Genomic DNA, 12,500 nt, shown 5'->3' with positions numbered 1-12,500 from the left:
TCCCTGATGCAACTGAAGAACCTCGCCACCGGGGTGGCTTTGCCATTGCCCGACGACTTGCTGTGGGCAGACGAACACGCGTGGTCACCTGCGGTGGCCAGCACTTCCTACCTGATTACCGGAGCCTTGCTGATTCAGTCAGCGACGCGGCAGGCAGGACGCCCGATCACCTTGGTGGGTGCGCCCGACATGGCGTGGGTGACGCGCGCCGCCGTGGAGCAACTGCGTGCGTGGGCTGCGCTGGCGGTGAGTGAAGCCACGGGCCGCTTCGAACTGAGTGTCACCGATGGCCGGGTCTTCACGGTTGCGTTCCGTCACCAGGACGCCGCCATTGAGGCCGAGCCGGTGATGGGTTTCCCGGCGCGCGCGAGCACCGATTTCTACCGACTGACCCTTCGATTCTTGGAGATTGCCTGATGCCCATCCAATCTGGCGACGTGAAGCTGCTCAAGTCCGCCGTGATGGCGGACGTGCCCGAAGGCGGCGGCGCGCCCACGGGCCTCGTGATTGCCGATGGCGTATCGAACGCCATCTTCCCCGACATCTCCGAGCTGGATCGCGCCGGAGGCCGTGTCAACCTGCGCAAGAGCTTCGTGCAAGTGGCCACGGATGACACCGACACCTACTTCGGGGCCAACGTCATCGTGGCCGAGCCGCCGCAGGACGAGCGCGTCAGCGTCACGCTGTTTTCCACCCGCAAGACCTTCGACACCCGTGAGCAGGCGCAGACCCGCATCGAGGCCTACCTCAACAAAGGGCCGGAGTGGGCGGGCTACCTGTTCGAGAACCACATTGCTGGCCAGCGGGTGATCCAGCTCTTCCAACGCCTCAGCGACGCCGTGCCCAACGTCGGCCAGACCCTCGTCCTGATCGAGAACGAAGGACTGCCCACGCAGAAGGAGCAGTACATCCGCGCCACCGCCGTGTCGGTGGTCGAGCGCAGTTTCACTTACAACACCGACCAAGACTACAAGGCGGCGGTCGTCACAGTCGCCATCAGCGACGCGCTGCGCTTTGATTTCACGGGCTCGCCTGCCAGCCGAACTTTCACGCGTGCAACCAACAGCACCAAGGTACGCGACACGGTGGTGGCCGACGCGGGCACCTACGTCGGCGTGGTTCCACTGACGCAGGCTGCCAATGTGGGCGACTTCACCATCAAGGGCGCGTCCATCTACACGCAGCTCGTGCCCAGCGCCCAGACCGAGACGCCGATCTCCTTCGTGCCCCCCTACGCCGCAGCAGGTTTGCCGGTACCGGGCGCTGCACCCGTGAGCTACACGGCCAGCCATGCCTGGAACACCAGCATCAAATTCAACCTGCCGGGCGGCTGCCTGCCCGGATCGCTGTCCATCGTCACCGACGGCGTCACGATCTTCGACGACGCGGGCCTGCTCAAGACCGCCAGCGGCACGCTGGGCACCATCGACTACGCCAACGGCATCCTGAGCCTGAACTCCGGCTCGATGTCCAACAGCAAGGCCATCACCTACACACCTGCTGCACAACTGCAGCGCGCGCCGCAAAGCGCGGAGATCGCGGTCACGCCGGAATCGCGCAGCCAGTCCTACGTCGGCTCCGTGAACCCGGTGCCGCAACCCGCCACGCTTGCCATCAGCTACATGGCGCAGGGCCGTTGGTACGTGCTTTCGGATGGCGGCAATGGCTCCCTCAAAGGGCTGGATGCCAGCTACGGCGCGGGCACTTTCAACAAGAACACCGGCGCCTTCGTCGTGACCTTGGGGGCACTGCCCGACGTGGGCTCATCGCTGATCCTGACGTGGAACGTGCCGACCCAGGAAACGCAGCAGCCAACCGCCGCTCTGAAGGCATCGCAGGCCCTGCAGCTTGCCCCGCCCGAAGGCAAAAGCGTTCAGCCGGGCACGCTCACCATCACCTGGCCACACGAGAGCGGCACGGGCACGCGCACGGCTTCCGCCACCACGTTTGGCGAGCTCAGTGGTGCTGCCACCGGCAACCTGAACGTCGCGCAAAACCTCTTGAGCTTCGCACCGAACGTCTTGCCGCCGGTCGGCGCGCTGCTGACGGTGGACTACGTTGCGGGCCCCAAGCAGGAAGACAGCTTCGCGCACCCCTCGCGGGACGGCCAGGGCAAGGTGCCCGTGACTGCAACCCTTGGCTCCATCGAGCCGGGTTCATTGGAGATCGAGTGGAACACCCTGACGGACACCGCCGTACTCGGGGTCTATACGCTGCAGCAGATTCAGGCGATGGGGCTGGGGCTGTGGAATCTCGTCGATCCCACGCAGTACGCCCGCGACGATGGGGCGGGCAACGTGCTGCGCGCAGGCCAAGTCATCGGCAGCGTCAACTACGCCACGGGCGCGGTGCAGTTTCAGCCGGATGTGACGATCAAGATTCCAAGCCCGGTGTATACCGAACAGCGCCTTGGTTGGGCCTCGGGCGTGGGCCAGATGTTTCGCCTCAACTACGGCGGCATCAGCTACGTGGACGCGCCGTCGATGTACCCGAACGACGAGTCCGGCTACGTCAAGCTGCGCTACAACAGCGCGGGCTCGACCAGCAACCACAGCGAGACGTTCGCGTTCAGCCCGTCGTTTCGGCTGGTGCCCGGCGTCAACGCGCAGGTGGTGACCGGAACGGTATTGCTGGCCATTGCGGGCAGCCAGCCCTGGGGCGACAACGGTCAGGGAACGCTCCGTGAATTCACGCCCAGCGGCTGGGTCACGCGCGGCAGCATCAACTACCTCTCGGGCGCGGTGACCCTCACCTCGTGGTCGGCGGGCGCGACCAACAGCATCACGCGCGCCAGTTGCGTGACCACTGTGGGCGAGAACATCTCCAGCGAGTACGTGTTCCGCAGCGGTGCTGCGCCACTTCGCCCAGGATCGCTCTCCATCCAGTTCGCCCGCGCGGAGGGTGGAACCCAGACCGTGACGGCAGGCATCGACGGCACGATCACCGCGTCTGGCGTCATCGGCAGCGTCGATTACGACACTGGCCTTGTGCGAGTGAGGTTTGGCACCGTGGTCACGGCGGCGGGCAACGAGAGCGAGCCGTGGTTCGACGCCGAGAACGTGCGGCCAGACGGCAAGATCTTCCGGCCAGAGCCGGTCGCGGCCTCCAGCCTGCGTTACAGCGCCGTGGCCTACAGCTATCTGCCCCTGGATGCGGCGTTGCTGGGCATCGACCCGGTACGCCTTCCCAGCGACGGGCGTGTGCCGATCTTCCGTCCAGGTGGTTTCTCCGTCGTCGGCCACACCGGTCGCATCACTGCCTCGGTCAGCAACGGCCAGACCATCGACTGTGCCCGCGTGCGTCTGTCGCGCGTGCGTGTGGTCGGCCACAACGGCGTGGTGATCCACACAGGCTACGTTACCGATCTGGAAGCAGGCACCGTCACGTTCACCGACGTGACTGGCTACAGCCAGCCGGTGACCATCGAGCACCGCATCGAGGACATGGCCGTGGTGCGCGACGTGCAGATCAACGGCGAGATCAGCTTCACGCGCCCGCTGACGCACGCCTATCCGCTGGCCAGTCCCGGCGATCCCGTCTCCGGCAGTTTTGTCTCCAGTGCGCTGGTGGCCGGTGACCTGTTCGCCCGCGTGAACCTCGTGTTCGATCAGAGCACCTGGAACGGCAGCTGGTCGGATGAACTCGTTGGCAGCGCTGCCACCGCCACCTTTAACCACACCCAGTACCCGATCATGGTCACCAATCGCGGGGCGCTCACCGAGCGCTGGGTGGTGCGGATGACCAACAGCACCTCGTTCGAGGTCATCGGCGAGAACGTGGGCGTGATCGCTACCGGCAATACCAGCGCCGACTGCGCCCCCAACAACCCGGCGACCGGCGTGCCGTACTTCCGTCTGCCCGCGCTCGGCTGGGGCAACGGCTGGGCCACCGGCAACGTGCTGCGCTTCAACACCATCGGCAGCCAGTTCCCGGTCTGGGTGGTGCGCACCGTCCAGCAGGGACCGGAGTCCGTGCCCGACGACCACTTCACGTTGCTGATTCGCGGGGATGTCGACACGCCCTGATGGTGTGGGTGCCCCTGATCTTTGAACCCTTCTCGCAGGAATTCCTATGACCGACCTGACCGTCAAATACTTCAGCAGCGGCATGACCGGCGCGCCCCAGATCGCCAACAACTGGGGCGATCTGGTGACGATGCTCGACGCCTGCCTTGTCAACGGCTTCGCTCTCAAGGCCATCGACACGCTGACCTGTGTTGATGGCTTGGCCACCGCCACCATCAGCGCGGGCCACGCCTACCGGCCCGAGCAGGTAGTCGAGATCGCCGGGGCCGACCAGCCCGCGTACAACGGGCAGTTCCGGGTCATCGCTACCACCGCAACTACGTTCACCTTCGCAGTGACCGGCACGCCCGTGTCGCCCGCGACCAGCGCCACCAGCCTGTCGGCCAAGGTTGCGCCGCTGGGGTGGGAGAAGGCGTTCGCGAGCACGAACAAGGCGGCGTACCGCAGCAAGAATCCCGCCTCGCCGCAGAACCTGCTGCTGATCGACGACAGCCTCAAGACGCCGGGCTATACGACGACGTGGGCCAAATGGGCCAACGTCGGCATCGTCGAAGACCTGACGGACATCGACACCATCGTCGGCGCGCAGGCTCCGTTCGATCCGAACAACCCGACGCAGAACTGGAAGCAGGTACAGGCCAACCAGTGGGGCTGGCACAAGTGGTATCACGCGCGCCAGACCGGCTATGACACTTACGGCGACAGCGGCGGCGGCGGCCGCAACTGGGTACTTGTAGGCGACGACCGGTTGTTCTTCCTGTTCGTCTCCAACGCTGCCGGGTACGGCTGGTACGGGCGCAACAGCTACTGCTTTGGCGATATCGAAAGCTTTAAGCTGGGTGACAACTACGCCACTGTGCTGTGCGCCGACGATCTGTACTGGAGCAACAACAACCACTACCTCAGCTACCCAGGCCAATACAACGGATACGGGATGGCCTCGTCGCTCGACTTCGCGGGCAAGGTTCTGCTGCGCAGCCACACCCAACTCGGCCACCCAGTGCGCTTTGGCCTCACATCGCTGAACACCAACAATGGCCAGCAGATCTGCGGCCGTGGCCCGATGCCGTTCCCCAATGGCCCGGACTACAGCCTCTGGCTGCTGCCGACCTACGTGCGGGAGGAGTCGGGGCATATGCGCGGCCTGATGCCGGGGATGCTGTGGATGCCGCAGTACCTCCCCTACAGCGATCAGACCATCGTCGATAACGTGGTCGGTCAGGCGGGCAAGAAGTTCCTGCTGGTCAGGACTCAGTACAGCTCGGAAACCGAGGGCGCGCAGATCGCCTTCGATATCACCGGGCCGTGGAGGTAAGCCATGGCGTGGTGGGACAGCGTGGCGTCGTTGACGCCGGTCGCGGCGTGGGATGCGCTGCACTTCGCGAACGGGCAACTGCAGGATCAGGTCGGCAGCAATGCCATCACCGTGCAGGGCGGTGTGGCCACGCCATTTCCGCTCTACGGGTTGTACGGCCAGGACAAGCCCTGGCCGTTGGCCACGCCGATGTCCTTGTCCGGCGACTTCGTGCTGGCGGGCTTCGTGATGCACGTCAGCCGAGGGCTGGTGTTCTACAAGACCCTCGGCGACAGCAATAGCTACTTTTTGGATCAGGAGTCCAACGGCGCAATCTACCAGTACGCCAATGGCAGTGGCGGTCAGGTGGGCAGCGGGCCCGCGTGGGGCGCGCCCAAGTTCATGGCGCTGGTCGTCAGCCCGGCCAGTGCCCGCGTGTACATCAACGACGACTGGGCGGGCGCGGCTTTCGCGCGCTCGTGGGTGGCAGACAGCGTGGGCGACATCGGCTACTACGCCGACGGCAACGAATACAACATCGGCGGCAGCGAGCGCTTCTTCGCGGCCGGGTTGTGGTCTGGTGTCGCAAGTCTTGCCGACGTGCGCGCGCTCGAATCCGCCTGCCGTGCCGCGCTCGCGGGACCGCCGGTCGGCGTGCATTCCGCTGCCTTGGCCCGCTGGCACAGCCCGAACACTGAACTGTGGAGCCAGCCAGGCAGCTACCCGCCCCGGGTTCGAGCTGTGGCCAGCGCGCGCCGAGACATCTATTTCGGCGGCAACGGCCAGATCACCGGCACCGTCAAGGAGAAGGGGCAGCCCGACCAACCCCTCGTTCGCCAAGTTCTGCTCTACAGCGAAAACACCCACGTCCTGGTGGCGAGCACGTGGTCTCAGGCTGACGGCACCTACCGATTCGAGCGCATCGACCCTCAACAGCGCTACACGGTGATCTGCACGGACTACCGACAGATGTACCGCGCAGTGATCGCGGACAACCTCAGGCCGGAGCCGATGCCATGACCGTCGCCATCACGCAGGAACACAACGAGGCACGGCTGGCGGGCACGCTGTCCTTCCTCGATGCGGGAACCAACCCGGCGCGGCTGCGCATCTACGGCGGCACGCGTCCACCCAATCCGGCGGCGACGCCCACCAGTGCGATGCTGGTGGAGATCGCGCTCACCAAACCTGCAGGAACGATTGCGGGCGGACTCCTGACGCTGACCCAGCAGGAGGACGGCCTGATCGCTGCCACCGGCATCGCCACCTGGGCGCGGCTGGTCAACGGCAGTGAGGTGACGGCACTCGATCTGGATTGCAGCGGCACCGATGGCGCGGGCGATGTGAAGCTCGCCAGCACCAACCTCTATTTGGGCGGGGACGCCCGGATGGTATCGGCCATCTTGGGCTGAAGGATCGGGGGTGAACGATGCCTGCGCACTCTGGGCAGAACGTCGACCTGCTGTACGACCGACCCGCCGCCGCCGCCGCCGCCACCGCCGCCGATCTGATCTTCGGCGCGGACTACGTGCCGCCGCGCAACGATGTGGTGGTGCAGGCCACGCTGCCGCTTCCGGTGGCCAGCGTCGCCTTCATCCCGCCCGCACGGCTGGAGGTGTTGGCCGAGCTGCCGGGCCTGACAGTCAGCACGCTCATCCTGCGCCCGAGCGTGCCGCTCAATGTCGGCGTGGCCAGCCTGCCCGGCGTGGCGTTCACCGGCGAGGTGCGCTACGCCTCGCGCACCCAGCGACCGACGATCGGCCAAACGGCGCACGAGTGGCAGCAGGCCGTGCAGCACGAGGGCGGCGCAGCGCAGCGCCAGCAGGATGCGACGGCCAAGCCCGCAGGCTGGGGTGCGGCGTGGCAGCGGGGGGCTGTGTCGGTGCACGGCATCGCGCACCGGTTGCCGCCGGTCTTGGTGGCCGCGCCGCTGCTGCGGCGCACCGGCCAGCAGCAGGCGAAGCGCTTGTACGGTGCAACCGGGTTCACCCACGAGAACGCGGCGCCCATCGCGCCGATTCGGATGGGCGTGTTCCAGAACGCCACCCGTTTGCGCGACGCCACGCGCTTCGCGCATCAGGACGGTGACCGTAGCAAGCGCGCCGGTCGGCTCGTCCTCTGGCAAAGCGCCCGAGCGCTGACGCAGCGCCAGGGCACGGACTTCCAGAGCGCAAGCCGCCGACCGGTGGGCTGGCGCGGGCGGTACCAGGAAGCGATGCGGCCACCACCCGGCATCAGCGTGTGGGTGATCCCCGAGCCGCCCGAGCCGCCGCGTTGCTACACGCCGAGCGGCCACCTGCTGTTCGCTGCGCTGGCTCCTGCCAGTGCCCATCTGCTGTTCTTCTGCGAAAACCACACCGACCCGCCCGATGGCGAGCCGGTGGTCGTTCCCGTTCGGAGGGTCTATTTCGTGATCAACAACGCGACCCTGCACCGGCTTCCCGATGGATTGCCCGTGCCGGTGTTCAATCTCTCGCTGTCGCTCGACGCCGCGTCCTGGACCTGGGGCTTCGAGGCACTGCTCCCCGCCGCTGCAGAAAGCCTCGTCGCGCCCGGCAGCAACGGCGGCCCGGTCGAACTGGTGGCCAGCGTCAACGGCACGGCCTTCCGCGTGCTGGCCGAGAGCATCAGCCGCGAGCGGTTGTTTGGCGACGCAAGCATCCGCATCTCGGGCCGTGGACGCAACGCCGTGCTGGCTGCTCCCTACGCGCCGGTGATGAGCTTCCAGCAACCGCAGGCGCGCACGGCTCGGCAGTTGATGGACGACGTGCTGACGCTCAACGGCATCCCGCTGGGCTGGAACATCGATTGGGGCCTGACGGACTGGAACGTTCCGGCTGGGGTGTTCACACAGCAGGGTACGTGGATGGAAGCGCTGGTCGCCATCGCCAGCGCCGCCGGGGGCTACCTGATCCCGAATCCGTCCGACCAGAGCATCCGTGTGCGCCACCGCTATCCGGCCGCGCCGTGGGACTGGGGCACCGTCACGCCCGACTTCGTGCTGCCCGTCGATGCCGTGGCCCGCGAGTCGCTGCGCTGGGTGGAGAAGCCCGCGTACAACCGCGTGTTCGTGTCAGGGCAAGACGTCGGCGTGCTCGGCCAGGTGACCCGAGCCGGGACTGCCGGAGATGTTCTGGCCCCGATGGTGGTCGATGCGCTGATCACGGAGGCCGCTGCAGCGCGCCAACGCGGCATCGCTGTACTGGCCGATACCGGCCAACAGATCGAGGTGAGCCTGCGCCTGCCGGTGCTGGCCGAGACCGGAATCATCCAGCCGGGTGCATTCGTCGAGTACCAGGACGGCAACAGCGCCCGGCTTGGGCTGGTGCGCTCGACGCAGATCGAGGCCGGGATGCCGGAGGTCTGGCAGACCTTGGGGGTGCAGAGCCATGCATAACCTCTACGAACAGTTCCGCCAGCTCATACCCGACCCGCCGCTGCAGGCTGGCACGGTGGTGAGCGTCGGCGCAGGCGTGGTGACCGTCGCCTTACCCGGTGGGGGTCTGATCCGCGCACGTGGCAGCGCCGCCATCGGCCAGAAGGTGTTCGTGCGCGATGACGTCATCGAGGGCGTCGCGCCCAGCCTGACGCTGGAAATCATCGAAATCTGAAATCCAACTTTCCGATCAACCCCTGAACCCGCCCACGAGGCGGGTTCTGCATTTCTGGAGACCTGCAATGACCGAACCCGAACAACAAGCGCCCGCCGCCCTCGTGGAGAACATGCTGCTTCTGCGCAAGGAGGATTTCGACGATCTGCTCGACCGTGCCGCCGAACGCGGAGCCGAGCGTTGCCTCGCCCATCTCGGCCTAGAAAACGGCAGTGCCGCGAAGGACATCCGCGAGCTGCGCGACCTGCTGGAAGCGTGGCGCGATGCCCGTCGCACGGCATGGCAGACCACGGTGAAGGTCATCACCACCTGCATCCTGGCCGCGCTGCTGGTCGGCGCTGCCATCAAGTTGAAGCTGATGGGAGGCGCGCAATGAATCCCAAGCTCTGGCTGCTGGACGACTGGCGGCGCGTGCTGCGTCGTGCCTGGAGCATCCGCTTCTCGCTGCTGGCCGCGACTTTCACGGCGGCGGAAGTGGTGGTGCCGCTGTTTGGCGACGTGCTGCCGCGTGGCGCATTCGTGCTGCTGGCCTTCGCCGCCAGCATCGGCGCGACCGTGGCCCGCATCGTGGCGCAACCGGAGATGCACCGATGATCCGGCCACCGCAAAGACGCACCGTGGCTGCGCTGGCGCTGTCCGCCGCCGCCCTGGTCGGCATCGTGCTGCACGAGGGCTACACCGATCGCGCAGTGATCCCGGTCAAGGGCGATGTGCCGACCATTGGTTTTGGCACCACCACTGGGGTGAAGCTGGGTGACACCACCACGCCGCCGAAGGCGCTGGCTCGGGCGCTCACCGATGTGCAGCAGTTCGAGGGCGCATTGAAAACGTGCGTGACCGTGCCGCTGGCCCAGCACGAGTATGACGCGCTGGTGAGCTTCTCCTACAACGTCGGCAGCCGCGCGTTCTGCCAGTCCACGCTGGTCAGGAAACTCAACGCCGAGGACTACGCCGGAGCCTGTGCCGAGCTGCTGCGCTGGCGCTTCTTCCAGCGCAAGGACTGCGCGCTGCCTGCCAATGCGCGCCTGTGCGGCGGGCTGGCCACACGGCGCGAGGCCGAGTACCGCCAGTGCATCGGGGAAGCGCCATGAGCCTGATCTCGTGGCCGTACCGCTGGCTGGCCCTTGTCCTGCTCGCCGCTGCACTGATCGGATTCGGCTGGATCAAGGGTGCGAGCCACGTTCAAGCGCAATGGGATGCCGCCATCCAGCAACAAACCCTGCAAGCCGCCGCCGTCCGCGAGCGGCAGGCGCAAGCCACCGTCAAGGTCGTTACGCAGTACGTCGATCGCGTCCGCATCGTCCGCGAGAAGGGCGACACCATCATCAAGGAGGTTCCCGTCTATGTGCCCGTTCAAGCTGATGCTGCTTGCACTATCAACCGTGGCTTTGTGCGCCTGCACGACGCTGCCGCCACCGGTGAGTTGCCCGAGTCCGCCCGAGATGCTGATGCGGCCGCCGCAGGCATTGCGCTCTCTGCCGTCGCCGGAACCGTTGCCGCCAACTACCAGACCTGCCACGAGAATGCCGAGCAACTGAGGGCGCTGCAGGTGTGGGTCAGGATGGTGGCGAGTATCAAGTAAATGCGCTGGAGCCAGAGTAGAGCTACAGGACCCAATGGCCGCGCTCTTCTTCATAGTTGGATGGTCCGGCAACCGCTTCGAGCGCGACAGCCAGAAGTGAGGCGATGGCCTGTGTCTGCGCTGCGTCGCCACCAGGCGCCAAGTCGAAGGCGCCGACACTGGGGATTCGGTGCGTGCCCGACCCCCCAAAAGCACCAGGGTTCCGAACAAAGAGGTTGGGCTTTGGCAGATTGACAACGCCTCCGACGCCATCACCAGGAAAGAGAACGTAGGCTCCTCGCGTTCCAAGGATGCCATCTCGGTACGTGTGCATCTTGAATAGGTCTTCGAGCTTGTGGACGCGCGCTACTTCGGCTTCGTAATCAGCGGCTCCAGCGTCCGGTTCGCCATCAGGGGGCTCCTCGAAAACTGTCTCCGACAGTTGCCTCTCTAGACGATACTTTGCGTCGAAGTGAAACCAGTGCGACGGCGCTTCGGCGGCGACCTTGGTCATACGGATGCTGAAATCCGGATCGAAAAATGCGGTGTAGCTGCCCTCCCAAGCAGATTGCGGTGTTTTCGGGCGGCGAAAGCGGCGATTGAAGAAAAGAGAGACAAGGACCCTGGCGCCATTGGTCCCTGTGAACTCGAAGCGGCACTCGCTTCGCGCTCCCTTGGTAAGCCGCACCTTCAGCCCGTCTTTACTGACGGTCAGGAAATTGCCACCGCCGACTTCGGTACAAAGTGAAAGTAATATCTCCCGAAGGCAAAAGAAGCACCAATACTCGTAGATCTGGTTCACTGGACGGATGTCACCGGAGAGTCCGTCTGACAGCTGTGCGCCGTCATTCCACGCAAGATCCATAGCCATGCGCAGCGACAGGTCGTATCGGAGTAAGTCCTTGTAGCCTCGCTTTCGCAGGAGTGTCTGCGAGTTCGCTGGGATTTGCGTGAGGGCGCCCACCTCTCGCCACATTCCGTGCTGCAACGCTTCGTCGATTGATACCGCCCAGGCGCGCGCTTCGCGCGCTGACGCTCTTCGCCCCTGCGCTTCCAAGGCGCCTTCAAGCCGCCGCGCGACAAGGCTGCAATGCTCCAAGAAGGCTTTGGCGTATCGGTTCTCGGGCGTGTCGCGGGACTCGTAGATCTCGCGCTGTGGCAACGAGGCGGGCGTGAAACCTCGGAAGAGGCGTGCCAGTGGGCCGCCAGCCCGTAGTTCAGCGTAATCAAGTCCGTCTGCGACTAGCTCTGGGTCGACCTCTAGGATCTCCTCAATCGACGTCGATTCAACGCGTTCCACCAGACGCGCATGTGGCCGCTCCACGATTTCCTCGATGGATGTCGGCAGTCTGGCTCTTGACATCACGTGACGCATCAGGAAATGCAGGGCGGCTTCGTTGGCAGCGAGACCGTCAGTCGTCTGAAAGTTCAGGGATACTGGGCTGTCATAGGAGAGCAGTAGCTCTGCAGCCTTCGCTGCCAGCTCATCCAGCAGGCGCTTGAACTCATCGAAGTAGCGCAGCTTGCGGCAGGCGACCTCGGCTCGGAGCTCCCCGCCGAACACTGGCGATAGGTTCAGGACGCCGGCGTGAGAGCGCAGCCGGATTTGACCTGTGATCACCGTTTTGCCGTCCTCTTGCCGCCAGCGCCTGGGCGGCTCCCTCGTGAAGGCGCTCGCGACCCTATCCTCGAACGGCCATGCAGGATTCGCTTTGCACTGTTTAACGGCCTCGTCCATGGAAGACGGCGTGGCCACGTCGACGAAGTAGTCGGTGTCCTCGCGGAGCTGGAACTTCTCGAACAGTTCTCCAGCGTCGCGCCAGCACATTGGCGGTATGCCGCCCGACGAGACCTCATCGGCCCTGGCTTCCTCCTCGGCGGACAGCAGGCAGTCCGACTGGATAGCTCCCTCGGAGAGCGGCTTGCCTTCGCCGAGGTCGGCTTCGATGTCGATCCAGCAGCCCGCGCCTAGGTCGAATCGCGCGCGATGCAGAGGAACGAAGCTCATA

Annotated in this window: 12 protein-coding genes; 11 read left to right on the top strand and 1 reads right to left on the bottom strand. The window is 65.5% G+C overall.

Annotated features, from left to right (window positions below):
* Window positions 1–6: 6 nt before the first annotated feature.
* The 11 genes from WD006_RS02985 (at window position 7) to WD006_RS02935 (ending at window position 10,512) form a co-directional block, all read left to right on the top strand.
* Window positions 7–417 (top strand): hypothetical protein, encoded by a 411-nt coding sequence (locus tag WD006_RS02985; protein WP_024973210.1) that lies wholly within the window; start codon window positions 7–9, stop codon window positions 415–417.
* Window positions 417–4,025, top strand: a complete 3,609-nt coding sequence (locus tag WD006_RS02980) for a hypothetical protein (RefSeq protein ID WP_024973211.1) — start codon at window positions 417–419, stop codon at window positions 4,023–4,025. The genes WD006_RS02985 and WD006_RS02980 overlap by 1 nt, the downstream gene beginning before the upstream one ends.
* A gap of 46 nt (window positions 4,026–4,071) precedes the next feature.
* A complete protein-coding gene (locus WD006_RS02975; protein WP_024973212.1) occupies window positions 4,072–5,340 on the top strand; it encodes a hypothetical protein in 1,269 nt (422 codons plus the stop codon).
* 3 nt (window positions 5,341–5,343) lie between these two features.
* On the top strand, window positions 5,344–6,339 hold the full coding sequence (locus tag WD006_RS02970) for a hypothetical protein (protein ID WP_425647910.1): 996 nt from the start codon (window positions 5,344–5,346) through the stop codon (window positions 6,337–6,339).
* Entirely contained in the window at window positions 6,336–6,731 is a 396-nt protein-coding gene (locus tag WD006_RS02965; RefSeq protein ID WP_024973214.1) for a hypothetical protein, read from the top strand. The genes WD006_RS02970 and WD006_RS02965 overlap by 4 nt, the downstream gene beginning before the upstream one ends.
* 17 nt (window positions 6,732–6,748) lie before the next feature.
* On the top strand, window positions 6,749–8,716 hold the full coding sequence (locus tag WD006_RS02960) for a hypothetical protein (protein ID WP_024973215.1): 1,968 nt from the start codon (window positions 6,749–6,751) through the stop codon (window positions 8,714–8,716).
* Window positions 8,709–8,930 carry a hypothetical protein gene (locus WD006_RS02955; protein ID WP_024973216.1) on the top strand — a complete coding sequence of 74 codons (222 nt, stop codon included), beginning with the start codon at window positions 8,709–8,711 and terminating at the stop codon, window positions 8,928–8,930. Before WD006_RS02960 ends, WD006_RS02955 begins: the two co-directional genes overlap by 8 nt.
* 67 nt (window positions 8,931–8,997) lie before the next feature.
* A complete protein-coding gene (locus WD006_RS02950) occupies window positions 8,998–9,306 on the top strand; it encodes a DUF6127 family protein (RefSeq protein WP_286879704.1) in 309 nt (102 codons plus the stop codon).
* A complete protein-coding gene (locus WD006_RS02945) occupies window positions 9,303–9,524 on the top strand; it encodes a hypothetical protein (protein ID WP_024974783.1) in 222 nt (73 codons plus the stop codon). Before WD006_RS02950 ends, WD006_RS02945 begins: the two co-directional genes overlap by 4 nt.
* On the top strand, window positions 9,521–10,021 hold the full coding sequence (locus WD006_RS02940) for a lysozyme (RefSeq protein WP_024974782.1): 501 nt from the start codon (window positions 9,521–9,523) through the stop codon (window positions 10,019–10,021). The genes WD006_RS02945 and WD006_RS02940 overlap by 4 nt, the downstream gene beginning before the upstream one ends.
* Window positions 10,018–10,512, top strand: a complete 495-nt coding sequence (locus WD006_RS02935; RefSeq protein ID WP_037057371.1) for a hypothetical protein — start codon at window positions 10,018–10,020, stop codon at window positions 10,510–10,512. The genes WD006_RS02940 and WD006_RS02935 overlap by 4 nt, the downstream gene beginning before the upstream one ends.
* A 22-nt stretch (window positions 10,513–10,534) precedes the next feature.
* On the opposite strand, the gene WD006_RS02930 is transcribed toward WD006_RS02935, so the two are convergent.
* Window positions 10,535–12,499 (bottom strand): DUF2357 domain-containing protein, encoded by a 1,965-nt coding sequence (locus tag WD006_RS02930; protein WP_286879702.1) that lies wholly within the window; start codon window positions 12,497–12,499, stop codon window positions 10,535–10,537.
* Window position 12,500 lies beyond the last annotated feature (1 nt).

It is taken from the genome of Cupriavidus sp. Met-2 (genome assembly GCF_049843575.1).
In the GTDB taxonomy this organism is placed as follows: domain Bacteria; phylum Pseudomonadota; class Gammaproteobacteria; order Burkholderiales; family Burkholderiaceae; genus Cupriavidus; species Cupriavidus metallidurans.
Note: the sequence above shows the minus strand (reverse complement) of the source record. Positions and strands in the feature narration are given on the sequence as shown.

Bases quoted from the DNA above. Each gene is read 5' to 3' on its own strand.
- WD006_RS02955 (WP_024973216.1), top strand. From the start codon at position 8,709: ATGCATAACCTCTACGAACAGTTCCGCCAGCTCATACCCGACCCGCCG.
- WD006_RS02950 (WP_286879704.1), top strand. From the start codon at position 8,998: ATGACCGAACCCGAACAACAAGCGCCCGCCGCCCTCGTGGAGAACATG.
- WD006_RS02940 (WP_024974782.1), top strand. From the start codon at position 9,521: ATGATCCGGCCACCGCAAAGACGCACCGTGGCTGCGCTGGCGCTGTCC.
- WD006_RS02930 (WP_286879702.1), bottom strand. From the start codon at position 12,499: ATGAGCTTCGTTCCTCTGCATCGCGCGCGATTCGACCTAGGCGCGGGC.
- WD006_RS02945 (WP_024974783.1), top strand. From the start codon at position 9,303: ATGAATCCCAAGCTCTGGCTGCTGGACGACTGGCGGCGCGTGCTGCGT.
- WD006_RS02975 (WP_024973212.1), top strand. From the start codon at position 4,072: ATGACCGACCTGACCGTCAAATACTTCAGCAGCGGCATGACCGGCGCG.
- WD006_RS02965 (WP_024973214.1), top strand. From the start codon at position 6,336: ATGACCGTCGCCATCACGCAGGAACACAACGAGGCACGGCTGGCGGGC.
- WD006_RS02935 (WP_037057371.1), top strand. From the start codon at position 10,018: ATGAGCCTGATCTCGTGGCCGTACCGCTGGCTGGCCCTTGTCCTGCTC.
- WD006_RS02985 (WP_024973210.1), top strand. From the start codon at position 7: ATGCAACTGAAGAACCTCGCCACCGGGGTGGCTTTGCCATTGCCCGAC.
- WD006_RS02960 (WP_024973215.1), top strand. From the start codon at position 6,749: ATGCCTGCGCACTCTGGGCAGAACGTCGACCTGCTGTACGACCGACCC.
- WD006_RS02970 (WP_425647910.1), top strand. From the start codon at position 5,344: ATGGCGTGGTGGGACAGCGTGGCGTCGTTGACGCCGGTCGCGGCGTGG.
- WD006_RS02980 (WP_024973211.1), top strand. From the start codon at position 417: ATGCCCATCCAATCTGGCGACGTGAAGCTGCTCAAGTCCGCCGTGATG.